This is a genomic window from Aliirhizobium wenxiniae, from assembly GCF_019511445.1.
Lineage (GTDB): Bacteria > Pseudomonadota > Alphaproteobacteria > Rhizobiales > Rhizobiaceae > Neorhizobium > Neorhizobium wenxiniae_A.
The window spans coordinates 45,670-69,096 of record NZ_JAEUAN010000026.1; the positions used below are offsets into that span (position 1 = coordinate 45,670).

The following is a 23,427-nucleotide window of genomic DNA, read 5'->3' on the forward strand; positions in this document are numbered from 1 at the left end:
GGCATCCTGAAACCAATGAGGTTACGGAGCCAGATACCGTCGCATCTGACTCCGAACACGACCTAGTTTTTGATCGGAAACGTCAGATCTTTCTGATCGCTATCGACAACGAAGACCGCGAGCAGTCTGGCTGGTTTCTTATCGCTGCCGTTCTTGCTCACCCCGTGGCGATCGCCGGGAAATTCGGAGAAATTCTCTCCTTCCTTGTATTCCTTGATCGGCCCGTCATTGACCTGACTGAGAATGGATCCTTCCAGCACGGTGGCATAGATGAAGGCGCTGTCGGGATGCGTATGGGCGTCCGAATAGCCACCAGGTCCGTATTCGACGAGCACGCCCTTGAGGCTTTTCCCGGGCACATTTGGCAGCTCGTGCTCATAGACCAACGTGACCTTGGAAGCAGCGCCGCCGGCTGTGTCATGTGCCACGGCGCTGCCGACGCCAAGGGTTGCGATTGCAAATGCGCATAGGGTTCTTCTGAACATTGTGGTTATCCTTCGATGTAGGCAAGAGCCGCGCTCATTTGCGCGATGATGTGGCGAACCATTGCTCGAACCCCAGTTTTCCGAAGCGCGAGGCGTTGTCGGTAACGAGAGATCCGTCTTCCAGGCGCGCGCCGAAATATTTCGCGTCCGGATCTGCGACGACTTCGCGGTTGTCTCCGGTCGCCTTCAGATATCGCGTAACCAGTTCGTTGAGCCGGAAACGTTCCGGGCCTGCGATTTCGGTCACTCCGTTTACCGGTGTGCCAAGTGCCACGTCGGCCATGGCATCGGCGACATCGTCGGAAGCAATCGGTTGTACGAAGGCCGGGGAGAGATGCACCCTGCCATCGACCATGCCGGACTGGGCGATGCCGGCGAGAAACTCCATGAACTGCGTGGAGTGAACGATGGTATAGGGAATGCCGCCTTCGCGGATCAGCTTCTCCTGAACCAGCTTGCCTCGGAAATATCCGCTTTCCTGGAGACGCTCGGTGCCAACGACAGAGAGTGCGATATGATGCCTGACGCCGGCAGTCTTTTCGGCGGCGAGCAGATTGCGGCCGGACGTTTCGAAGAACTCTATCACCGCCCTGTCCTCGAATGACGGGGAATTGGCGAGGTCGAGAACGACCTCGGCTCCAGTCAGCGCTTCGGCCAATCCCTCGCCGGTGATCGTGTTGACGCCCGTATTGGGCGAGGCTGCAGTAACGTCATGCCCCTTTGCCCGCAGACGCTCGGTGGTCTTCGAACCAATCAGGCCGGTTCCGCCTATGATGACGATCTTCATGATAGTCCCTCCGCCAGTCGTGCTGACATCCTGTGGTTATCGATGGGTGTGCATGTCGACAGGGGCTCAGTTGAGGCCTGCCTTTTCCAGCCCGTAGAGCTTGTCTGCGGATCCGGGCACGCCCTTGAAGGCGATGCCGGCGCGGTTCCAGGCATTGATGGTCATGATCGAGAAGGTCAGATCGGAGATCTCCTTCTCCGAGAGTTGACCTCGTACGCGCTCATAGAGTTCGTCAGGAATGCCGCCTTCCGGCAATTCGGTCAGGGCTTCGGTCCAGGCAAGAGCCGCGCGCTCGCGGGGGGCAAACAGGTTCGATTCCCGCCAGATGGCGACATGATAAAGGCGGAGTTCTTTCTCGCCATGGATCTTGGCTTCCTTGACATGCATGTCGAGGCAGAAGGCGCAGCCGTTGATCTGCGAAGCGCGGATATTGACGAGATCCCGGATCGACTGTTCGATCACGCTGTCCTTCAGCGACATGCTGAGTTCGGACATTTTCTTGAAGAATTCGGGGGATTGGGTGGCGTAGTTCAGGCGCTGTGTCATTGCTCTCTCCTTAATTAAGGACCCAAAATATCCTTATGGATATAAAATATCCGTAATTACTGGACGCGCAATCGAAACCGGTCTAAGTTTTCGGCATAACGCTTATTCAAAACGGCGTGGGCTATGTGGGGGATCGGCATGGACATCGTTTCGGCACTGCGAACATTCTTGCGGGTCGCGGAGACCGGATCGTTTTCCGCGGCTGCACTGGATCTCGGCCTGACCCAACCTGCGGTCTCCCGGCAGGTATCGGCACTTGAAGAGCATTACAGCACACGGCTGTTTCACCGCTCGACCAACGCGCTTTCATTGACCGTCGAAGGGGAGCAGATGATACCGATGGCCCACAAAGTCATCGATGCCATCGAGGCGCTGGGGGAAACTACGTTGCCGGAAGGTATCGTCGCTGCGGGCAAGGTGAAACTCTGCCTGCCGGCGCCTCTCGGTCTCTATATCAGTGATCGGTTGCCGAGCTTCCTCAAGAGACATCCCGGATTGTCGGTCGATATGCTTTTCAGGGAGCAGCCGTCTGATCTCATCGGAGAGGGCATAGACCTTGAAGTGCGGCTGGGCGATGTCTCGGACAACAGCCTGATCTGTCGTCGGATCGGCTGGACGACGGCCTATCTCGTTGCATCACCGGATTATCTTGCCGGGCGAAATCTCCCGACCTGTCTGGAGGATATCTGCGATCACGACAATATCTGCTACAATCGCGGTGGCGAGGGGCGGTTCTGGAGCTTCCTGAATGGCTGCGATGTCGAGAAGATCAAGGTCGCGCCACGGATGACCTTCGACAATGCGGTCGCCGTACATCGTGCGGCGCTCGCCGGTGGCGGGTTGGCGGTCCTCTCTCACATCCTGGCCGTTGACGATATCCGATCAGGCCGGCTTATCCATCTGCTGCCGAACTATCCGCCATCCCGTCTGCCGATTACCGTCGTCTATGCGTCACGCCGTAACTTGCCGTTGCGGGTCCGAACCGTTCTGGACTTTCTTGTCGCAGCTGTCGCTGAGGATGAACTGATGGGAAGTGGCATGGACCATCCTAGTCGGTAGCCAGGAGTTCGTTGGTGTAGTAGCTGGCGAAATCCGGCTTTGCGTCGAGCGGCTTGCCGCCTGAAGCCTTGAGAATGCCGGCCTCAAGGGCATAGGCGCCGATGGCCTCGAATTTAGCCGGATCGATCGTGCCGATCACGCCCTCTGGGCTGCTCAGATAATTCCCTTCGATCAGGGCCTTGAGCGAGGCGCGGATGAGTGCGCGGTCGGTCAAGGCATCCTTGTTGGCGGCAATCAGCAGACCGGCGGCCTCGTCGGGATTTTCAATGGCGAACTGATAGCCTTTTCGCGTTGCCTTAAGAAAGGCAGCGGCTTCTTTTGGATTGGCATCGAGGAATTTGCGGCTGGAGGCGATAAGTGTCGTGTGCTCATCCGGCACGCCGAAATCGGCATAACGGAACGCGCCCTGCTTCAAGCCTTCCAGCTCGGCCTTCACCCCTTCCCAAGTGTAGACTTCAAGGGTGAAATCGACAGCGCCATTTTCCAGCGCCTGATATGCGGAGGTGCCGAGCGTAATCGTTTCGAATTCTCCCTTGCCTCCATCATGGCGGATGATCGAGGAAATCAGCGCGTTTTCCCATGCAGAGCCGAAACCGCCATAGGTCTTGCCATCCAGATCCTTCGGCCGGGTGACGTCTGAGCGCCCGCCCTTGAAGACCAGCCGGCCGGTTTCTGTTTGAACAATGGCGTAGGTGGCGACGAGATCCGCCCCGGCCGTGCGTTGGGTGAGGAGGGCTATCGAACCGAGAATGCCAAAGTCGGCCACATGATTGGCAACCAGCGTTCCGGCTGACGTATCCGTATAGGGGAGGATTTCGACCTCGATGCCGGCTTCCTTGTAAAAACCTTTGTCACGGGCAACGAACAGTCCGATGTGATTGGTGTTCGGGGTCCAGTCGAGAGCGACTGAAACCCTGGATGCAGCCTGTGATCGGGCAGGCAGCGCCGGCACTGCGAGGGCAGCGAGTGTTGCGAGCGTGGCGCGTCGGCTCAGCAGTATTCGGCTCATGGCTGCGGTCTTTCCTATTTCTGGATCTGCGGAGAGAGGAGGAAATCGAGTATCGATGTTTCAATAGCCGCGGCCTCGGCACGGGTAGCCGGGTTGCTGAAGCGTGGGCGCGGCAAGGGGACGGTAATGGTTTGTTCCACGCTTGCCGGTCGTGGTGAAAGCAGATGGATCCTGTCGGAAAGCATCACGGCTTCCCGGACGTCATGGGTGATCAGAATGATTGTCCAGCGATGTTTGAGCCACATGGCCTCCAGCCAGATCTGCATCTGATTTCGGGTCAGCGCATCAAGGGCTCCGAACGGTTCGTCGAGCAGCAGAACGGGGCGATCCTGAACGATGGTGCGCAGGAGCGCCGCGCGCTGGCGCATGCCGCCGGAAAGCGCACGAGGATAGTGCCTTTCGAAACCACTAAGACCGAATTCTTCGAACAGCGGTTCGACCCGCTTACGGGCCTCTTTTCTCGGCACTCCCTGCACTTCAAGGCCAAGTGTCGTGTTATCCAGGATCCGCCGCCAGGGCATCAGTGCATCCCGTTGCGGCATGAAGGCGAAGGGGCGTTCGTTCGACGCAAGCGGTCTGCCGGAAAACCGGACCTCGCCGCCACAGGCGGTCGCGGCACCTGTCAAAAGCTTGAATATGGTCGATTTTCCCGCTCCTGACGGACCTAATATAGAGACGAATTCGCCTGGCATGACATCCAGCGTGACGTCGCGAAGCACATCGATCTCACCGAAGTTCAGCGAAACCCCGTCGAGGGAGAGAAGCGGCACCGTCATCTGCCCCTCCCTGAGGAGCTATCGATCCAAGGAGCAGCCAGCCGCTGCACGGCCCATGTGGCGCTGAAGAGAAGCAATGTCAGAAGCGAGCTGACGAGGACCGCCGCGAGCACGAGGTCGGGCCGGAAATTGTTCTTGGCATTGAGCATGTAGATACCGAGCCCTCTGGCGGCTCCGGCATATTCGGCGAAGATGGCGGCAACCACGGCATAGGTGATCGAAATGCGCAATCCGGCAAAGAAATAGGGCAGGGCAGACGGCAGGCGGGCAAGCCGGAAGCGCTTCCAGCGCGACGCCCCCATGGAGGCGAGCAGATCCTCCACTTCCCTTTCCGTCGAGGCATAACCTTCGGCCAGCGCGACGAGCATGGGAAAGAATGTGACGAGTGCCACCAGCAGGATTTTGGGCAGCAGCCCAAAGCCGAACCACAACACGACCAGCGGCGCGATTGCGACAAGCGGCAGAGTCTGGCTGGCGATGAAGATGGGAAAGAGTGCTTGCCGCATCAGAGCGGAAAAATCGATGACGATCGAAAGCACGAACGCCAGAACAAGTGACAGCGAAAAGCCCAACAGGGTCGCCCGAAGCGTCGGCACGGTATTGAGCCACAAGGCCTCACGATGGAGCCAGGCTTGAAACAGCACTTGTGACGGTGCAGGCAAGGTCGTCTCGGATATGCCGGAGGAGCGGCAATAGATCTCCCAAGCGAACAGCAGGCTGAACGCGGCGATGAGAGCCGGCAGCGCCCGGAAGAGATGATCGCGAAGCATACGGCTGCGCATGCGGAAAACGCTCGACGACATCGGATTGTCCGTGAAGGCGTTAGATGGATGTCGGGCTGTTGGCCGAAACGGTCAGATCGATGGTCACATGACCCTGCGGTGGTCCGAAACGGACAAAAGCTTCGCCAACCGTTGCGAAAACCGGAGCGGCATCGCCACGCAGCTTGGTGCAGAAATTCTTCGACCGGTCGAACACGCCTGACGATTTGATGAAGTCGATGCAGCCATAAATCTCATCCATGTGCTGGCCAATACCGAGCGTATAGAGAGAAAACTGCGCTGCGGTCGGCTGACCGGCAAGCGGAATGGACGAGACGGCGGCCAATGCTTGCGCCTTGCGTTCTTCAAGCGGCGCCAACGGTCCGGTCATTTCGGGTACATGGCAGATCGGATCATCCGGTTCGCCCGGGCAGCCGCGCGACAGCGTCGCATGCATGACGCAATGCTTGCCGGATTTGGCTGCTGCGACGAAGAGATCACGCATCGCGGAAAGGACGACATCGGGTGTGCCGACAAGAAGCGTCGAGATATCGTCCGTCTCTATCCTCAACTGGTCCCGGTAGGGATCGAGCGCGGACAAGGCGCCCATAATGACGTCGACGAAATCGTCGGACATCGGGTAAAGGGAAATCTGCGCGCCGGAAAACATCTTACACCTCGCTCCGCTGGCATTATCCAGATCAGCTTAAGGGTCCACGGTCATGGCGACCGAATCTCAACCCCGGCATTACGGAGCACCCCTGTCTTGCCCCTGATAGATCACTTCACACGGAACTTGCAAGGGGGAGTGTCAAACGGTGAGCCTAAAGCTAGGCTGCTAAATGTGCGGCATTTCTGACGCAGGAGCGCCTGAAATGTGGGGAGGGCGCCTATCGCGCATTGACACACTTTTATGTGATCGATAATTCCTGAGTTGGCAGGTCATGTTTTGCTTCCGCTGGTTGCGGCTGTGAAGTCCTTGATTTGGTTGGTTTCTACTCAGGGGGCACTTTGGATGTTTCGCGCTAATGTTTTCAATTCGGCCGTAAAGAAGGCCGGTGGTCGCAATCGTTTGCTTATCCTGTTGTCCAGCTGTGCCGTTATCTTACCGCTGCAGGCTCATGCGCAGGATGCCGATGGGGCTGATGCTGGCACGACACTGAAGCCGATCACCCTGAGGGCAGACGGTTCACCGGTGGGGCCCGATTCGACGATCGTTGCGAAGAACACGCGGGCGGCGAGCAAAACCGACACGCCGGTCCTTGATGCCCCGGCCTCTGTCTCAATCGTGACCGAAGAAGAACTGGAAGAGCGCGGTGTAACAAACCTCGATGAGGCGCTTTCCTACACGCCGGGCGTCTCTACAGACGTCTATGGATCGGATAACCGATACGATCACTATATGATCCGGGGCTTTTATGCGTCGAACAGCACTTACCGCGATGGCTTGCCGCTGCGCGTGAGCAACTTCACCGGCAGCCGCATGGAGCCTTACGGCCTGCAGCGTCTTGAGGTATTAAAGGGTTCGAACTCGACTCTGTTCGGCCTTTCCTCCCCTGGTGGTATCGTCAATGCCGTCACCAAACGGCCACAAGACTATAAGTTCGGCGAGATCTATACGACATTCGGCGAGGATCATATCGAGACGGGCACCGATTTCGGCGGTCCGATCGATCCCGACGGGCTGTGGTCCTATCGGCTTACCGCGAAGTGGCAGGATGCCAAGCAGGGCATCGAATACAGTGATGATGGCCGCGTTTACATCGCCCCGGCCCTTACGTTCAGCCCCTCCGCGGATACGGACTTCACGCTGCTGATGAGCTACAGCAAGCGTGACGGCAGCACTGCACACAGCATTCCGTATCTTTCTGGAATCGATTCTGATACCTTTCTCGCAGAGCCCGATTTCGACAACATGGACACCATCGAGCGGAACATCGGCTACGAGTTCCGCCATGATTTCGGCAACGGCTTGGAGTTCCGTCAGAACGCGCGCTACACCGATCTCGATATGGTCTATCAGCAGGTTTACACGGCTACGCCTGTGTTTACGGATGATCGTGCCGCTTTCGACGTAGATGGCAGCAACCAGCGCATCGATATCGATAACCAGTTCCAGTACGATGCAAATTTCGATCGTTTTGACAGCCGTACGCTTTTTGGCTTCAGCTATGAGCACGATAAGCTGCGGGAGGCGTCCGCATTTGGTTCGGCTGGCCCGATCGATCCTTTCAATCCGATTTACTGCGGTCGCGCTTGCATCACGCTTCCGGCGAAAACTGTTACCGATTCCACGCAAACTGCCAAAAGCGTTTATCTCCAAGAAGAGCTGACACTGGATGACCAGTGGATCCTTACGCTTGGCGGGCGTTACGACCATGTCGATACGGAGAGCAATGGCGTAGATGCAGTTGACGAGGCTTTCACGACGCGGGCCGGTTTGACGTACAAGGCGACGAACGAGTTGTCATTCTACGCAAGCTACATGGAATCGTTCCTTCCGGTGGGCGCCGACCGCTCCAGATATGTCGGGACGCCTCAGCCGCAGGAGGGCACCCAGTACGAAGTCGGAATGAAGTACCAGCCTGAAGGCATTGACGCGCTATTTACGGTCGCCTTGTTCGATCTGACACAGACCAATGTTCCGCAATACCAGTCCAGTACTGCTAGCTACCTCCAGATAGGCAAGACAAAGGTTCGCGGTATCGAGCTCGAAAGCAAGGTTGCTCTTTCCGATCGTCTCGATCTTATCGCAGGCTATTCCTACTGGGATGCCAAGATCGACAACGACCTTAACTCTGCCATCATCGGCAACCGCCCCGAAACGGTTCCAAATCAAGTGGCATCGCTTTGGGCCAACTATACTATTCCCGGCAATGGCACTCTCGGTGACCTGACATTGGGTGTGGGCGCGCGTTTTGTTGCCGGGATCTATGCCGACAATGAAAACACCGTCAAGCTTCCATCGCGGACGCTGATTGATGCTGCCGTGAAATATCAGGCCACCGAGAATGTCGCATTGTCAGTCAATGCAACGAACCTCTTTGACAAGGAGTTCATCAGCGACGTCGATACATACAGCAACTCAGCCTTCTATGGCGATCGCCGCAAGGTTTTGGGCACGTTGAAATATACCTGGTAAATCGGCTCAAGTTCAGGCATTCCTCGGCGCAGTCGAGGAATGTCTTTGTTTTTGCGATTTGATCCCGGTGCCTGCGCCGTGAGAAGCGATCAGGTCGCTGCAGATCATGATTGGAAAAGCGATGCGAAAGGTCGGTTCTGGCGAAAGCATGGCGAATGCCTGTAATGGCATGAAACGCCGCGAGCTTCTCGTGCGCATGGCCGCGGGGGTATCCGGAGCGGTTGCCGTGAGTGCCGGGCTGGATCCGTTTCTATCCTTTGGGCGCAGCGCGTTTGCCGCCGGCGAAGAACTGCGTTTCGAGCACGTCTATGGCGAGACGGTTCTTTCAAGACCGGCCGAGCGCGTCGTGTCGCTGGGGTACAACGTTCATGATGCGCTTCTAGCGCTTGATGTCGCACCTGTCGGGATCAGGCAGTGGTTCGGCAACCAGCCTTACGGTGTCTGGCCATGGGCGCAATCTTATCTCGGAGATGCCAAGCCTCAGCTGATTTCTGGCGAGGTCTCGATGGAAGTGGTGGCTGGCCTGCAGCCCGATCTCATCGTTGCCGTGGGATCAGGTATTTCGAAAGATGAATATGACGTCCTGTCCCAGATAGCGCCGGTGCTGATGCAACCGAAAGATAAAGCCGCTTATGGTATGGGCTGGGATGATCTAACCCGAATGGTCGGCAAGGCTGTGGGCAAAACGGAACTCGCAGAAAAACGTGTTGCAGAAGTGGAAGCGAAGTTTCAGGCCGTGCGGGATGCGCATCCGGACTGGAAGGGCATGACGGCGGTCTGCGCCTATAATTTCGGTGGTGAGACCGGCGCTTTTATCGGAACCGATACCCGGGCGACGTTCCTCGCCGAACTCGGCTTCAAGCCGACGCAAAAAATCCTGTCGCTTTCGGAGACGCAAGGGTTTTACGCTCGTCTTTCGCCCGAGGACCTGGCTCCTCTGGATGCTGATCTGCTGATCTGGGTATCCACCTCGGACAAGGTGCCGGATATCCGGGCCCTGCCTTTGCGCAAGACGCTTCGCGCTCACACCGAAGGACGAGAAGTTTTTGCCGGTGAAGTGATGGCGGCGGCACTGAGCTTCGGCAGCATTCTTTCCTTGCCCTATGCTCTTGATGCCCTGAAGGATGACATCGTTCTGGCTCTTGATGGGGATCCCGAAACGCCGGTTATCTCCAGCACGGCGGCGGGGCTGGCGCCTTGAAGGCGGCAATCGAGCTTGTACTGCTGTTTTTCGTCGCGATTGCCCTGACACTGGTGGTCGGGGTTCGCGATGCGGGGATTTCAGATGTCTGGAATGCCCTTTTTGCCTTTGATGCCAGTGACCCGACCCATACCGTCATCCGGTCTGTCCGTATGCCACGCCTTGTGGCGGGCCTTATTGCGGGGGCCGGTCTTGGAATGGCCGGCACGATCATGCAGGCCGTGACACGCAACCCGCTGGCGGATCCAGGCCTTCTCGGTGTCAATGCCGGCGCGGCATTTGCCGTCGTGGTCGGAGCGCTCATCACCGGCTATTCCGACAGTGGCATGATGGCTGCCCTTGCTTTTCCGGGAGCTGCAATTGCCTCTATCGCCGTCTTCCTTGTCGGTGGCGCCCGAAGCGGATCAGGCAGTCCCATCCGGTTGACGCTGGCAGGTGTCGCGATCAACGCGCTTCTCCTTTCGCTTGTCTCGGCGATCATTCTTTCCCGTGCCGAAACACTCGAGATCTTTCGCTTTTGGGTCACGGGGTCGCTGGCACAGGCAAATACGCGCCCACTCGAAGCGATGTTCATTGCCCTGCTGATAGGCGCGGCCATTGCTGCAATCATCGCACCTCGCATAGAGGCTCTCGCTCTGGGTTCTTCGTTGGCACGTGGTCTCGGAACCAAGCCAGGGGCAGTACAGCTTTCAGCCCTTCTGGCAATCATGCTGATGACCGGCGCGGCGGTGGCCGTGGCAGGACCGATCGCCTTTGTCGGTCTCGTGGTTCCTCCCCTTGCCAGACGGATCGGCCGGCATGTCTTGCGCAGTGAACTCGTGGTTTCGGCTATCCTTGGAGGATCTGTGATCCTGCTTGCCGATACCGCCGGCCGGCTGGTGGTGGCGCCTGCGGAAATCCGCGTCGGCATCATGACGGCGCTTGTCGGCGCTCCTGTCTTCATTTTCGTCGTGCGGCGTCTCAAGCCCGGTGCGCTGACATGAGTGCTTTAGGGACCGGGAAAGAGATCCTGGCAGGCTGGGTAGTGCTCGGTTGTCTGCTGGTTGCTGCAGTTCTGATTTCGCTGACGGTTGGCCAGATCATGATTACCCCCGCTGAACTGCTGCGCGGGTTGATGACCGGAACCGGACCGGGCTCCCTGACGCTGAGGGTTTTGCGTGGTCCCTCCACAATGACGGCAGTTGGCGCTGGTGCCGTTCTGGGTGTTTCGGGAACGATCTTCCAGATACTTCTACGCAATCCGCTCGCTGCGCCGGATGTGATGGGTTTCATGTCCGGAGCAGGCTGCGCCGTTGTTGCCGGCGTTGCTTTCGGGCTTCTCATCCCCTTGCCGATCCTTGCCGCAATCGGTGGGTTGGTCGCAGCCGCGCTGGTTGCTGGCCTGTCGTTTCATCGGGGGGCCAAGCAGTCACCGCTGACATTGATCCTGGTGGGCATCGGCATCGGTTTTTTTGCCTCGGCGGTCAGCAGTTTTCTGGTGATCCGAATGCCGCCGCAAGAGGCGTCTGACGCCCAGCGCTGGCTTGCCGGCTCTCTGTCTGCGCGCAATTGGGGGCATGTCCTGCAGGTCTTCGGGCTGGGGGCGCTGCTCTTTATCGTGCTTGCATTGCAGGTTCGCGCCATGGCGCTTCTTGAGCTTGGCGACGAGCTGGCAGCAGGCCTTGGGGCACGCGTCGAGCGCGCGCGGTATGGGCTGATCTGCACCGGTGTTCTCCTTGCTGCCGTCGGCGTGGCCGTCGCGGGGCCGGTGCCGTTCGTCGCCATGATGGCTGGGCCGCTCGGCATGCGGATCGCGGGTGTCAAACACCCGGCTTCACGCCTCACTGCGGCGGCCATAGCCGGAGCGACGATTACCGTTTTCGCGGAAGTCATATCGCGCTCGGCAATCCCGGGATTGCAATTGCCGGTCGGTGTCATGACCGGGATCATGGGGGCGCCATATCTGCTGTGGCTGCTCTGGAAGGAAGTGGAGGCAGGAGAAGTATGACCGAAACCGGGCTGACCACCTCATCCCTCACACTCGGCTACCGCGAACGTGTGGTTATCCGCGAGCTTTCGATTGCCGTGCCGGATCGCCGAGTGACATCCATTCTCGGCCCGAACGGCTGTGGCAAGTCTACCTTTCTCAAAGCGCTGGCCCGCCTTATCGCACCGGCTTCTGGCCAGGTGCGCCTATCCGGAGACGATATAGCCAAGATCGACACGCGTGCCCTTGCGCGCCGTCTCTCCATCCTGCCGCAATCGCCAAAGGCGCCGGAAGGTATCACTGTCTCCGACCTCGTCAGGCGGGGGAGAACTCCGTGGCGCGGGTTGCTTGCACCGTGGAGTGAAGAAGACGCCAGGATATGCCAACAGGCGCTCGAACAGGTGGGCTTGGGCGAGCTGGCCGAACGGCCTATCGACGAACTGTCAGGCGGCCAGCGCCAGCGGGCATGGATCGCGCTCGTGCTGGCACAGAACACACCCTATCTGCTGCTCGATGAGCCGACGACATGGCTTGATCTGGCGCATCAGCTGGAAGTTCTCTCCCTGCTGCAGAAGCGCAATCGTGACCATGGAACGACGGTCGTAACCGTGCTTCATGACCTGAACCTGGCTGTACGGTTTTCCGACCACCTCGTTCTTTTCGGTGGACATGGCCTGGTTGCCGAAGGCGCGCCGGAAGAGGTCATCACCTCGGAAAATCTGCAGGCTGCGTTCAGCCTCAAGGCTCTGGTAATGCCGGATCCATTGACCGGACGACCGATGATCGTGCCTCACTGATAAGGCTTTCATCCTGTCTTTCTGAGACGGTATCGCATAAGCGATATTCGTCGTGATCCGGAGATCGCGGAACCAAACGTGGTTTCGCGGATTTTTCTACCGGTTCGGAAGGGCGAGGCGCAATGTTACCTGCATTTTTCTCAGAGGCGGTGGGTGCCGAGAAAGCTGCCACACGCGTCCTCATTGCCGAGGACGAATTTCTGCTGCGGCTTGACGCGGCCGAGAGCATGCGGCGGCTCGGCTGGCAGGTTGTCGAAGTGTCTTCCGCCGACGAAGCAATGGAGCTTCTGCGCTACAGCGTGACCTTCGATCTTCTTCTCACCGATATCAACATGCCGGGGCAGGCGGATGGACTTGATCTCGCCCGTTACGTGCGCTCGGCCTATCCCGAAATGAAGATCGCCATCATGTCGGAGGAACGTGAGGTGCCGTCGATTGATCGGGAACTGTGCGAACTCGTTCTGGTGAAGCCGGTCTGGAATATTGGTGAAAGTCTGATCAAGATTATGGAGGTAAGCCAAGATGCAAGCTGACGATGTCGAGACGATCCTGGTTGCGAGCAGCGATGCCCTGCAGCGATCGATGATAGCCAAGTATCTGCGCGAATGCGGTTACAGCGTCATCGAGGCGACAGGTTTCGAAGACGCCAAGATCGCGATCGGGCATTACGAGATCGATGTCGTGGTTTCGGATACGCAGATGCAGGATGGAACTGGCTTCGACCTCTCCACCCATATCCGTTCGGTCGGCCAGCCGATAGAGATCATACTGACGCAATCCCTGGTCAAGACCGCCCAGGTCGCGGGCGATCTCTGTGAGCAGGGACCGCTCGACCAACCTTACCACCCGCAGCGTCTGGTCGATGAGATCAAGCGGTTGCGAGCGGTTCGCTAAGGCTATTCCAGCCTTTCCTCGGGCGCATGTCGCTGGAGCAACTGCGCTTCAAGCCGCATTGAGGCCCGCTATTGCCCTGACCACATCCGCGCGGCTGACGATGCCGACGAGCTTTCCGTCCCAAAGAACGGGCAGACGCTTGATGTCACTTTCCGACATGATCTCAGCGAGTTCACCCAGTTCCGTTTCTTCACTGGTCGTCTTCACTGGCGGCGTCATCAGCAGCGCTGCCCGGTGCTCGTTTACGCCGATCAGCTTTTCGAATTGAGGTTCCAGGTCGTTACCTTGGGCAAGGGCCGAAATCCACCAGTCCCGGCGCTGGGCAATCGTCTTGCCGAAGGGGCGGAGTAGATCCCGCTCGCTGATGATGCCGACAACCTTTCCTTTGTCATCGCAGACCGGCACCGAACTGACCGAATTCTTCACCAGCAGCCCAGCAATCTCCTTCAGCGTTGCCTCTGGCGACACGGTGACCACATCCCGTGTCATGATGTCCTTGACCCGAATACCCATTCATTCCTCCTGTTGTTCGAGAGAGCTTCCCTTCAACAGATCCAATTTATCACGTGGTTTTACCCGCCACGACGCGCACTTCGTCGCTCCCTCGGTCTGTGAAAACAATCCCGATCCAAGTTCAAATGCTTCACACCGGTCTTGTCGGTGCAGCGGTTATAATCTCCAGCCGACCAAGAAGGGGAGATCGTTTGCCGATTGATGAATCGGACCGGCACGCTTAAACCTTGGTCAGCATAATCAGGGAACAGACATGACTGACAGCAAGTATTTCAGTGCGGTTGGTGGCTTGCCGCCGCAGACACAGCTTCTCTCCAGCAAGGCCGTTTTCACCACTGCCTATGCGGTCATCCCCAGGACTGTGATGAGCGACATCGTCACCAGCGTCCTGCCGCACTGGGAAAAGACGCGGGCATGGATCATCAGCCGTCCGCTCTCCGGTTTTGCCGAAACATTCTCCCAATATATCGTCGAGGTCCTGCCGGGTGGCGGCAGCAGGAAGCCGGAACCGGATATCCGCGCCTCGGCAGCCATATTCGTGGTCACCGGCGATCTGACGATCGAATTCGAGGGCGCCTCGCATCGTCTGCGCGAGGGATCCTTTGCCTATCTTCCTGCCGGTTCGAAATGGACCCTTCGCGGCGAAGGCGACAAGCCCTGCCGTTTTCACTGGGTGCGCAAGGCATTCAAGGTGGTGGAAGGCTTGGAGGCCCCGCCGGCTATCTTCACGCATGAGGACGAATGCGTCATGGATCCGATGCCGGATACAGACGGCCGTTGGGCGACGACGCGTTTCATCGATCCTTCGGATGTTCGCTACGACATGCATCTGAACATCGTCACATTCGAGCCCGGTGCGGTCATCCCGTTCATGGAAACCCACATCATGGAGCATGGTCTCTATGTTCTCGAGGGCAAGGCGGTCTATCGCCTCAACCAGGATTGGGTAGAGGTCGAGGCCGGGGACTATATGTGGCTGAGATCCTTCTGCCCGCAGGCTTGCTACGCCGGTGGTCCCGGCCGTTTCCGTTACCTTCTCTACAAGGACGTCAACCGCCACGCCGATCTCTGGTAAGGGGCAGGCGCTGCCTCCTGCATGAATTTAAGGCGTCAATGATAAACTTGTTGACGCCATGCCTCCCACTTGTAGTATCTATTTGGCCGTCATGTATGACAACGCCGATAAAGTGTCGGTGATGCCTGTCCTGGGGAGGATATATGCTGAAGAAATTGTTGCTGACGGGCGCCGCGGGCGGTGTCGGTCAGAACATTCGCCCGCTGCTGTCGCAGTTGGCGGAAAAGGTCGTGTTGTCGGATCTCGGTGACGTCTTCGACCTCGGACCAAAGGAAACATTCGTCAGATGCAATCTCGCCGATGCCCAAGGGGTCTTGCGACTTCTTGAAGGCGTGGACGGCGTCATCCATCTCGGCGGAGTATCCGTAGAGCGATCCTTCGATATCGTTCTTCAGGGCAATATTATCGGTCTCTACAACCTTTATGAGGCTGCCCGGCATCAGGGCAAACCGCGCATCGTGTTCGCCAGCTCCAATCATGTCGTCGGCTATTACCGCCAGGACGAAAAGATCGACAACACGGTCTATCCGCGTCCCGATTCACTCTATGGCGTATCCAAGGTCTTCGGCGAGGCTGTCGCCAGCATGTATTATGACAAGTTCGGGCAGGAGACGCTTTCGCTGCGCATCGGCTCTTGCTTCGACAGGCCGCTCAATCCGCGCATGCTGGCAAGCTGGCTGAGTTATCGCGATTTCGTTTCCTTGTGCGAGAGGGCCTTTCTGACCCCGAAACTGGCGCATACGATCGTCTATGGCGCATCCGCCAACCAGCAGACGTGGTGGGACAATAGCAACGTCGATTTTCTCGGCTGGCAGCCGCAGGACAGTTCGGAAAAGTGGCGCGCCGAGGTCGAGGCTGCGACCGGCGAGCAGGATCCTAACGATCCCTTGGTGGTCTACCAGGGCGGAGCATTCGCCGGCGCTGGCCATCCCGACGACAACTGATAACATCGCATCCAAGGACGCCCTCCATTCATATGTCGCGGCCATATCCGCTTGATTGAAAAGCCGCTTGGGAAGGAAAAAGCATGACCATCCATCAGAACCTCATCGCCGGCGAATGGGTCGGCAGTACCGGCTCAGAAAACGTCAATCCGTCCGATACCAATGACATCGTCGGGCTTTACGCGCAGGCGACGGCCGATGACGTCAAACAGGCTATCGCGGCGGCAAAGGCGGCCTTTCCCGCATGGTCCCGGTCCGGAATTCTGGAGCGTCATGCGATCCTGAAAAAGACTGCTGACGAAATCCTGGCGCGCAAGCAGGAACTTGGCACGCTTCTCTCCCGCGAGGAGGGCAAGACACTGGCCGAGGGGATCGGCGAAGTCACGCGTGCCGCCCAGATTTTCGATTTCTTTGCCGGCGAGACGCTGAGGCTGGCGGGCGAAGTCCTGCCATCGGCAAGGCCCGGCATCGGCGTCGAGATCACCCGCGAACCGCTCGGCGTCATCGGCATCATCACGCCGTGGAATTTTCCGATCGCCATTCCCGCCTGGAAAATCGCACCGGCGCTTTGCTACGGCAATACGGTGGTCTTCAAGCCGGCGGACCTCGTACCTGGCTGCTCCTGGGCAATCGTCGATATCCTGCATCGCGCCGGCCTTCCCAAGGGTGTGCTCAATCTGGTGATGGGACCGGGTTCGGTCGTCGGCCAGACGATGCTCGACAGCCCGGATATCGCCGGCATCACCTTCACGGGATCGACGGGCACGGGCAAGCGCGTGGCGGCAGCCTCGATCGAGCATAACCGCAAGTTCCAGCTGGAGATGGGCGGCAAGAACCCGATGATCGTTCTCGACGACGCCGATCTTGGCGTTGCCGTGGAGGCTGCGGCAAATTCCGGCTTCTTCTCCACCGGTCAGCGCTGCACGGCGTCCTCGCGCCTGATCGTCACCGAAGGCATCCATGACAAGTTCGTTGCGGCGCTGACCGAACGGATGAAGGGCATTCAGGTGGGCCATGCACTGAGGCCCGAAACCCACGTCGGACCGGTTGTCGACGTTCGCCAGTTGAAGCAGGACACGGACTATATCGAGATCGGCATCAAGGAAGGCGCCAAGCTTGCCTTCGGTGGCGAGCGACTGGAGCGTGACACGCCCGGTTTCTTCCTGCAGCCGGCGCTGTTTACCGAAGCGACCAACCAGATGCGCATCAGCCGTGAGGAAATTTTTGGCCCGGTCGTCAGTGTCATTCGCGTCAAGGATTATGACGAGGCGCTGGCAATGGCCAATGACACGCCTTTCGGTCTTTCCGCCGGCATTGCGACGACGAGCCTGAAATATGCGACGCATTTCAAGCGCAATTCCGAAGCCGGCATGGTGATGGTCAACCTGCCGACGGCGGGTGTCGATTTTCATGTGCCCTTCGGCGGGCGCAAGGCTTCATCCTTCGGCCCGCGCGAGCAGGGCAAATATGCGGCCGAATTCTTCACCGTGGTGAAGACGGCCTACACTCAGGCCTGATAATGGCCGCAATCGTTGCGGCTGTAGAAATGTAAAAGACCTGTGCGCGATCCGTCTGCAGAGTGACATCTGTAGACGGATCGTTTTTACGCGTTATCTCTGTCTGCGAAAACGTTCAAATGCAGGATGGGATATTCGTGGTTCAGCGTGTCAGCTTTTATATTCTGCTTGTGCTCGTGACGCTGGCCTTCATCGCAATCCTCATCCCGTTCTATTCTGCGGTTTTCTGGGCGGTGGTCTTCGCCATCATCTTCTTCCCGCTCTATGCCAAGCTGGAAAGCGCGCTTGGCGGACGGCGAAATAGTGCAGCCGTTCTCTCCGTGCTGATCTGCCTTTGCCTCGTCATCCTGCCGGGTCTGGCGATTCTTGCCTCGCTCATTCAGGAGGGGACCGGTCTCTATCAGAGGATTTCGAGCGGGCAGATCGATCTCAACCGAATGCTCAACGAGGTCGTGACGGCTCTTCCCGCCTTCATGCAGGACTGGTTGCAGACGATCGAGACCGGTGGCTTCGCGGCTCTGCGCGATCGTTTTTCGTCTTCGCTGATGCAAGGCGGAAGCTTCTTTGCCGGGCGCGCCTTGAATTTCGGCCAGAGCACTGCGGAATTCTTTATCGCTTTCGGCCTGATGCTCTACCTGCTTTTCTTCCTGTTTCGTGATGGACGCTCGCTTGCGGCTTCGATACGAAGTGCTGCACCTCTGAGCGACGAGCATACGACGCAGTTCATGGCGAAGTTCGCCTCCGTCGTGCGGGCCACGGTGAGGGGAAACATCATCATCGCCATCATTCAGGGCTTTATCGGCGGCGTCACCTTCTGGTTCCTGGGCGTGCAGCCGGCGCTGCTGTGGGGCGTCCTGATGGTTCTTCTTTCGCTGGTGCCTGCGGTTGGCGCTGCTCTCGTCTGGGTGCCGACGGCGATCTATCTGGCCGTCACCAGTGAAGTTTTGAAGGCTGCCGTGATCGTGGCGGTCGGTGTGTTCGTGATTGGCCTCATCGACAATATTCTTCGGCCGCCGCTGGTTGGAAAGGAAACGAAGCTTCCTGATTATGTCGTGCTGATCTCGACTGTTGGCGGCATTTCGCTCTTCGGCGTCAACGGTTTCGTCATCGGCCCGCTGATTGCAGCGCTCTTCATTGCGGCATGGTCGCTTTTCGAAAAGGAGCGCGGGAGCGACGGAAACGCAGCCGATTGAAGCCGGATATCGGCCAACATGTTCGGACTATGGTCCGGCGCGTGCATTCGCAAAGGTCCGATCGAGCCATTATGGGCGGAACTATGGCTGGGCTGAGATGTTGCCTGATAGTAGGATGCAATAACTGACTCTCGTCCGATGGAGGTTGCCATTCACTCCCGCCGACAGATCACTTCAGCCCTGATGCTTGCCCTTCTCCTAGGTCTTGTGCCATTCGGCGCGAATTCCGCGATGGCGCGCAATGGCTCGGAAGGGCGCGGAAATGGGAGAGGTGGCCGTGATGGCGGCGGCAATTCCAGCAATTCAGGCAGAGGTGGCGGCGCCGACAGCAGCGAAGGCAATGCCGGGCGTGGCGATCGCGGGCGCAACACCGATACTGCGGCGGAGACTAAGACAACGGACAGCCGCTCTCAGAAAGATAGCGTCGATGTCGACAATCGCGGCATAAGGGTAAGGCACGGCAGCGGCATTGGCGAAGAGGTGAATGATCGCGGCCGTTATGTCATGCGCGATAAAAGCGGCAGGACAATCGTCAATCGCGCAGCGACGAAATCCGACCTCGACAGGTTGCGTTCCTTGATCAAGTAAATGCCAGCAATCAATTGAATGACTGGAATGAAGTGAGTGATTGGCGAGCCAACTTTCCAGATGGTTCGCCATGTGGCTGTTTTCCCGCTATGAGGAAAGCGTACGAGCGGAACTTTCCCGTGACGCTTCGGTCCAGGCGATTGCCGCGGCGGTTCTGTTGGTGACGTTCAGCTTTGTGAAGATGCGCGTCATGTGATGCTTGACCGTTTTTTCGTGAAGATCGAGTTCGATGGCGATCGCCTTGTTGCTCAGGCCTTCGGCTGCTAGCCTCAGAACCTCGCGTTCGCGTGTCGTCAGCTCTCGCATGGCAACGGAGAAGCTGTCCTCGTCGGCTGATGCCGGCGGCTCCGAAAGGAGCTTGGCGGAAAGTGCGGGCGCTACGTACCCCTCACCGGCGGCAACGGAACGGAGGATTTCCGCAAGCGAACCGGATCCGATCCCTTTGAGCACATAACCCTTGGCGCCGTCCTGCAGGGCCTGGCGGATATCGTCACTGGTTTCCGATACTGTCAGCATCACGATGTTCTGGTCGGGCCGCTCGGCAAGGATGGGGCCGATTGCACCAAGGCCGCCGCCCGGCATCGAGATATCCATCAGGAGAATGTCCGGCTGGTGCCGCTGGGCGATTTCGATTGCATCCTCGCGACTTCCCCCTTCAGCCACGATATCGAAGCCGAGTTCGGTCAATGTGCGCGCAACGCCTTCCCTGAAAAGTGGGTGATCGTCGCATACGGCAACCCGCAGATCCGTCATCAAGTTCTCTCCGTTTCGCAAATCTTCAAAGTCATCGTCACTGTCGTACCATTGCTGTTGGAAACGATGTCGAACCGTCCTCCGAGGCTCTCTATCCGTTCCCTCAAACCGGCGATGCCGAGGCTCGTCGGTTTGATCTGTGTCGGATCGAAGCCGGGGCCGGTATCGATGACATCCACCACAACGCAATGCTCTTCCAAACGTTGCAGCACTTTCTGGCCCGATCCTCCCGCATGCCGCCAGCCATTGTTAAGCGTCTCCTGAACAAAGCGGTAGACGCATATTTTTTCCGCCGGGCTTGGCTGCCACCCGACTGCGGCCATTGTAAGGGCAACCGGAACGCCGGTTCGCTCCCGGTGGCGCTGGACGGCCTGCAGGATGACGTCCTGAAAGTTTGCGGCTTCGATCTCGGGAAGGATGAGATCGTGGCAGATGCTGCGGATTTCGCGCATAGCTTCCTGCAGGCTCTTCTTGATCGATGTGACCTCCGCCTCGCGCGCTTCGCGAAGTGCCTGGGCGCCGAGAATGGCGGGGCTATCGATCCGCAGGGATGCATAGGCGATAAGCTGCGCCGGCCCGTCGTGGAGATCGGCTCCCAGCCGCCTTAAAAATCGTTCGTTGATGGCGGTCGTTTGCTGGCTGGCCTTCTGGACGCGGGCGTGCAGTTCCCGGTTCTGCTTGAGAAGATGCGAAAGCTCGCCGACCCGGGCATTGAGAAGGCCGCGCTGCAGTTCGATGAGCCGGCTGCCGCGAAAGACGATCAGCGACAGCAGCGAGAAGATTGCCGCGATCACGGCGATGACGGCCAGCCAGGCACGCAATCTTGCGCTCTGAAGGCTGCGCTCGAAATCGGTTGCCACCTCATAGAATTCCGAAACCGCTACGACCTCGCCCGACCATGGCTGCAGCACGGGATTATAGATTTCGAGAAGCGGCTGCGTCTGGTTGCCGAGTGCTTCCGCTTCTTGCCGGTCGATCTGGTTGAACTCCGACACCATTCTGCCGGAGAAAGCCGTCGTCAGGTCTTTGCTCGGGGCAAGTTTCTTCCCCATCAGCGACTTGTCATTGGCGTAGAGGATCGTGCCGTCCTTGCGCCAGAGCCGGAAGGAAATCAGCCGCTGCCCGAGCGCGCCCTGAGACAGGGTTTCATCGAGTACCCGTTCGATCGACTCGTCGAGCTTTTCCGTGGTCGTCAGGTCGGGAAGGATCGGAGCAATGATGCTATCGACATAAAGCGCCGTCGAAGCCCCGGAATTCCGCGTTACGGCTTCTTCGATGAGGCTGGCAACGAAGGTGCCGACGATCAGCGTCGCGATGATCGAAATGAACCCGCCGGCAAGCAGAAACTGGCGGGCGAGCGACTGTCCGGTCCAAAAAGCAACAACATTGGGTAGGCGCACGAAAGCCTCGGTGGGTGCATCAGAAGAAAATAATTAAGGCTCGGCTTCACGGCGTCAATGGGGCGAGCTGGACACTATTTTGCATGGCCGGACCAAAGTCGCATGCTCAACCGCAAAGGTCCCGGTGAGGAACGGCGCGGGCTAGCTCGCGTTTTCCCGCCATCGCAAGCAAGGAGTTCTGTGATGAAAAAGATGATCCTGGTATCCGCTGCCATAGCAGCTTTCGCCACCGGTGCCTTGGCCCAGCAGAGCACGGTTAACGGTGCTGTCGGCGGTGCGGTCACCGGCGCAATAGTCGGCGGCCCGGTGGGCGCTGCGGTTGGCGGCATCGTTGGAGCTGCTGCCGGTACCGCAATCGATCCGCCGCCGGAACGCGTCGTGCGTTACGTCGAGACCCAGCCGATGCCGGCGCAGACGGTCGTCGTTCAGGAACAGGTAGTCGTCGGTCGCCCCATCCCGCAGCAGGTGGTGCTGACGCCGGTGCCGGAAGATCCGACCTATGCCTATGCAGTCGTCAACCAGCAGCGCGTGATCGTCGATCCGCAGACACACACGGTTGTTCGCGTTCTCAACTGATATAGATTGAATATGGAAAAGGCGCCCGTTACATCGCGGGCGCCTTTTCTCGGGTATTGCCTCAACCCTTCTGGCGGGCCGCTGCGTAGCGATTGGCGGGCATCGAGAGGCCGAGATTCTCGCGAAGCGTCGGGCCTTCGTATTCTTCGCGGAAAAGCCCGCGACGGCGCAGTTCCGGCAAGACGAGTTCGGTAAAGTCGGTCAGGCTTGCGGGCAGGGTCGGGAACATCAGGATGAAGCCGTCGGCGGCGCGGGCTTCGAACCACTCTTCCATGAAATCGGCGATTTCCTTCGGCGTGCCGGTAATACCATTGCCGGTGCTCTTTTCCGCGTAGTGGTGGATCAGGTGGCGCAGCGTGTGGCCCTGCTTGATGAAATCGGTCAGTTCCTCGAATAGTGCTTTCGAACCCTTCGGCTGCTGCGGCAGGCGCTCCATCGGGAAGGGCTTGTCGAGTTCCGCGCCCGAAAGATCCGCCTCCAGGAATTCGCCTAGCATCCAGCGGCCGACATCCGGATGAAGGTTATCGATCAGGAAATCGACCTTGGCTTGGGCCTCGGCTTTCGTCTCGCCGACATTGACGACAATGCCCGGCATCATCTTCAAGTCGTCGTCGATGCGGCCGTATTTGGACATTCGGCCTTTGACATTGCGGTAGAATGCACCGTTGCGCTCAATGCTGGAGGCGAGGCTGAAGACGATCTCCGAGGTTCGTGCGGCAAGCTCCATGCCCGCTTCCGAGCCGCCGGCCTGAGCGATGACTGGTCTGCCCTGCGGGGTCGAGGCGATGTTCAACGGTCCGCGAACCTGGAAATGCTTGCCCTTGTGGTTCAGCGTGTGCAGCTTGTCCTTGTCGTAATAGACGCCGTTGTCGCGATCGAGCAGAAGCGCATCTGGCTCGAAACTGTCCCACAAGCCGAAAACGACATCGACGAATTCCTCGCCGCGCTCATAGCGGATCGCATGTGGATCGAGCCCCTCGCGATTGAAGTTATAACCGGTTTCGTCATGGTCGGAGGTGACGACATTCCAGCATGCCCGGCCGCCGCTCAGATGATCGATGGAAGAGAATATGCGGGCGATGTTGTAAGGCTCGTAATAGCTGGTCGAGGCTGTCGCCACGAAGCCGAGTTTCTCCGTCATGGTCGCAAGGGCGGTGATCAGGGTCAGCGGCTCGAACCGGTTCATCTTTGTCGGCGAGCGGGAGAGAGCTTCCGCATCGCCGATCGCAGCGGCCGGTGAATCCGCCACGAACATGAAGTCGAGCTTGGCCTGTTCCGAAATGCGAGCAACGTTGAGCAGGTGGTCGATCCGGTTCGCGCCATTGACGTCGGCTGCCGGATGCAGCCAACTCGCCGGGTTGAAGCCAAACGTATAGACAAAGGTTCCAAGTTTCAGCTTGTCTTCGCGTGCCATGGTTCCTCGACTCCTCTCGATAGTCTTCGTG

At 58.5% G+C, this 23,427-nt stretch carries 25 protein-coding genes; 14 read left to right on the plus strand and 11 right to left on the minus strand.

Annotated features, from left to right (window positions below; genetic code table 11):
* Positions 1-62: 62 nt before the first annotated feature.
* The 3 genes from JNB91_RS25375 to JNB91_RS25385 form a co-directional block, all read right to left on the minus strand.
* Positions 63-485 carry a cupin domain-containing protein gene (locus tag JNB91_RS25375; RefSeq protein ID WP_220328266.1) on the minus strand — a complete coding sequence of 141 codons (423 nt, stop codon included), beginning with the start codon at positions 483-485 and terminating at the stop codon, positions 63-65.
* A 34-nt stretch (positions 486-519) separates the two neighbouring features.
* On the minus strand, positions 520-1,272 hold the full coding sequence (locus tag JNB91_RS25380; RefSeq protein WP_220328267.1) for an SDR family oxidoreductase: 753 nt from the start codon (positions 1,270-1,272) through the stop codon (positions 520-522).
* A 66-nt stretch (positions 1,273-1,338) separates the two neighbouring features.
* Entirely contained in the window at positions 1,339-1,818 is a 480-nt protein-coding gene (locus JNB91_RS25385; RefSeq protein ID WP_220328268.1) for a carboxymuconolactone decarboxylase family protein, read from the minus strand.
* A 138-nt stretch (positions 1,819-1,956) separates the two neighbouring features.
* Between JNB91_RS25385 and JNB91_RS25390 the strand changes: the two genes are divergently transcribed.
* A complete protein-coding gene (locus JNB91_RS25390; RefSeq protein WP_220328269.1) occupies positions 1,957-2,877 on the plus strand; it encodes a LysR family transcriptional regulator in 921 nt (306 codons plus the stop codon).
* On the opposite strand, the gene JNB91_RS25395 is transcribed toward JNB91_RS25390, so the two are convergent.
* The 4 genes from JNB91_RS25395 to JNB91_RS25410 are packed head-to-tail and all read right to left on the minus strand — an operon-like array spanning position 2,867 to position 6,093.
* The gene (locus JNB91_RS25395) at positions 2,867-3,886 is read right to left on the minus strand and encodes an ABC transporter substrate-binding protein (protein WP_220328270.1); all 1,020 of its coding nucleotides are present in this window, start codon (positions 3,884-3,886) and stop codon (positions 2,867-2,869) included. The genes JNB91_RS25390 and JNB91_RS25395 overlap by 11 nt on opposite strands.
* 14 nt (positions 3,887-3,900) lie before the next feature.
* A complete protein-coding gene (locus tag JNB91_RS25400; protein WP_220328271.1) occupies positions 3,901-4,662 on the minus strand; it encodes an ABC transporter ATP-binding protein in 762 nt (253 codons plus the stop codon).
* Positions 4,659-5,465, minus strand: a complete 807-nt coding sequence (locus JNB91_RS25405) for an ABC transporter permease (RefSeq protein ID WP_220328272.1) — start codon at positions 5,463-5,465, stop codon at positions 4,659-4,661. The genes JNB91_RS25400 and JNB91_RS25405 overlap by 4 nt, the downstream gene beginning before the upstream one ends.
* Positions 5,466-5,484: 19 nt before the next feature.
* A complete protein-coding gene (locus tag JNB91_RS25410) occupies positions 5,485-6,093 on the minus strand; it encodes a Ykof family thiamine-binding protein (protein WP_220328273.1) in 609 nt (202 codons plus the stop codon).
* Positions 6,094-6,357: 264 nt separating this feature from the next.
* On the opposite strand from JNB91_RS25410, the gene JNB91_RS25415 reads away from it, so the two are divergent.
* The 7 genes from JNB91_RS25415 to JNB91_RS25445 all read left to right on the plus strand — a co-directional run bounded on the left by JNB91_RS25415 (position 6,358) and on the right by JNB91_RS25445 (position 13,423).
* Complete coding sequence (locus tag JNB91_RS25415; protein ID WP_223218383.1) at positions 6,358-8,565, plus strand: TonB-dependent siderophore receptor; 2,208 nt, start codon at positions 6,358-6,360, stop codon at positions 8,563-8,565.
* A 121-nt stretch (positions 8,566-8,686) separates the two neighbouring features.
* Positions 8,687-9,766 (plus strand): ABC transporter substrate-binding protein, encoded by a 1,080-nt coding sequence (locus JNB91_RS25420; protein ID WP_220328274.1) that lies wholly within the window; start codon positions 8,687-8,689, stop codon positions 9,764-9,766.
* Entirely contained in the window at positions 9,763-10,749 is a 987-nt protein-coding gene (locus JNB91_RS25425) for a FecCD family ABC transporter permease (protein ID WP_220328275.1), read from the plus strand. Before JNB91_RS25420 ends, JNB91_RS25425 begins: the two co-directional genes overlap by 4 nt.
* Positions 10,746-11,753 carry a FecCD family ABC transporter permease gene (locus JNB91_RS25430; protein WP_220328276.1) on the plus strand — a complete coding sequence of 336 codons (1,008 nt, stop codon included), beginning with the start codon at positions 10,746-10,748 and terminating at the stop codon, positions 11,751-11,753. Before JNB91_RS25425 ends, JNB91_RS25430 begins: the two co-directional genes overlap by 4 nt.
* A complete protein-coding gene (locus JNB91_RS25435) occupies positions 11,750-12,529 on the plus strand; it encodes an ABC transporter ATP-binding protein (RefSeq protein WP_220328277.1) in 780 nt (259 codons plus the stop codon). The genes JNB91_RS25430 and JNB91_RS25435 overlap by 4 nt, the downstream gene beginning before the upstream one ends.
* 122 nt (positions 12,530-12,651) lie before the next feature.
* Positions 12,652-13,062 (plus strand): response regulator, encoded by a 411-nt coding sequence (locus JNB91_RS25440; protein WP_220328278.1) that lies wholly within the window; start codon positions 12,652-12,654, stop codon positions 13,060-13,062.
* Complete coding sequence (locus JNB91_RS25445) at positions 13,052-13,423, plus strand: response regulator (protein WP_220328279.1); 372 nt, start codon at positions 13,052-13,054, stop codon at positions 13,421-13,423. The genes JNB91_RS25440 and JNB91_RS25445 overlap by 11 nt, the downstream gene beginning before the upstream one ends.
* A gap of 48 nt (positions 13,424-13,471) precedes the next feature.
* Here the strand turns inward: JNB91_RS25445 and JNB91_RS25450 are convergent, their stop codons facing one another.
* Positions 13,472-13,936, minus strand: coding sequence for a CBS domain-containing protein (locus JNB91_RS25450; protein WP_220328280.1), 465 nt, complete (start codon positions 13,934-13,936; stop codon positions 13,472-13,474).
* Positions 13,937-14,189: 253 nt separating this feature from the next.
* On the opposite strand from JNB91_RS25450, the gene JNB91_RS25455 reads away from it, so the two are divergent.
* From JNB91_RS25455 to JNB91_RS25475, 5 genes are all read left to right on the plus strand, one after another.
* Positions 14,190-15,011, plus strand: a complete 822-nt coding sequence (locus tag JNB91_RS25455; RefSeq protein WP_220328281.1) for a bifunctional allantoicase/(S)-ureidoglycine aminohydrolase — start codon at positions 14,190-14,192, stop codon at positions 15,009-15,011.
* A gap of 143 nt (positions 15,012-15,154) precedes the next feature.
* On the plus strand, positions 15,155-15,955 hold the full coding sequence (locus tag JNB91_RS25460; RefSeq protein WP_220328282.1) for an NAD-dependent epimerase/dehydratase family protein: 801 nt from the start codon (positions 15,155-15,157) through the stop codon (positions 15,953-15,955).
* An 83-nt stretch (positions 15,956-16,038) separates the two neighbouring features.
* Positions 16,039-17,472 (plus strand): aldehyde dehydrogenase family protein, encoded by a 1,434-nt coding sequence (locus JNB91_RS25465; protein ID WP_220328283.1) that lies wholly within the window; start codon positions 16,039-16,041, stop codon positions 17,470-17,472.
* Between the two features lie 119 nt (positions 17,473-17,591).
* Positions 17,592-18,665: an AI-2E family transporter gene (locus JNB91_RS25470; protein ID WP_220328284.1), complete on the plus strand. Its 1,074-nt coding sequence runs from the start codon at positions 17,592-17,594 to the stop codon at positions 18,663-18,665.
* 183 nt (positions 18,666-18,848) lie between these two features.
* Positions 18,849-19,253, plus strand: coding sequence for a hypothetical protein (locus JNB91_RS25475; protein WP_220328285.1), 405 nt, complete (start codon positions 18,849-18,851; stop codon positions 19,251-19,253).
* Between the two features lie 87 nt (positions 19,254-19,340).
* On the opposite strand, the gene JNB91_RS25480 is transcribed toward JNB91_RS25475, so the two are convergent.
* Together JNB91_RS25480 and JNB91_RS25485 are read right to left on the minus strand one after the other, a co-directional pair.
* Positions 19,341-20,009, minus strand: coding sequence for a response regulator (locus tag JNB91_RS25480; protein ID WP_220328286.1), 669 nt, complete (start codon positions 20,007-20,009; stop codon positions 19,341-19,343).
* Positions 20,006-21,406 carry a sensor histidine kinase gene (locus JNB91_RS25485; RefSeq protein WP_346269393.1) on the minus strand — a complete coding sequence of 467 codons (1,401 nt, stop codon included), beginning with the start codon at positions 21,404-21,406 and terminating at the stop codon, positions 20,006-20,008. The genes JNB91_RS25480 and JNB91_RS25485 overlap by 4 nt, the downstream gene beginning before the upstream one ends.
* Before the next feature lie 183 nt (positions 21,407-21,589).
* Between JNB91_RS25485 and JNB91_RS25490 the strand changes: the two genes are divergently transcribed.
* The gene (locus tag JNB91_RS25490) at positions 21,590-21,982 is read left to right on the plus strand and encodes a DUF1236 domain-containing protein (protein WP_220328287.1); all 393 of its coding nucleotides are present in this window, start codon (positions 21,590-21,592) and stop codon (positions 21,980-21,982) included.
* Between the two features lie 61 nt (positions 21,983-22,043).
* Here JNB91_RS25490 and JNB91_RS25495 read toward each other — a convergent pair whose 3' ends face one another.
* Entirely contained in the window at positions 22,044-23,396 is a 1,353-nt protein-coding gene (locus tag JNB91_RS25495; RefSeq protein WP_220328288.1) for an LLM class flavin-dependent oxidoreductase, read from the minus strand.
* Positions 23,397-23,427: the final 31 nt, after the last annotated feature.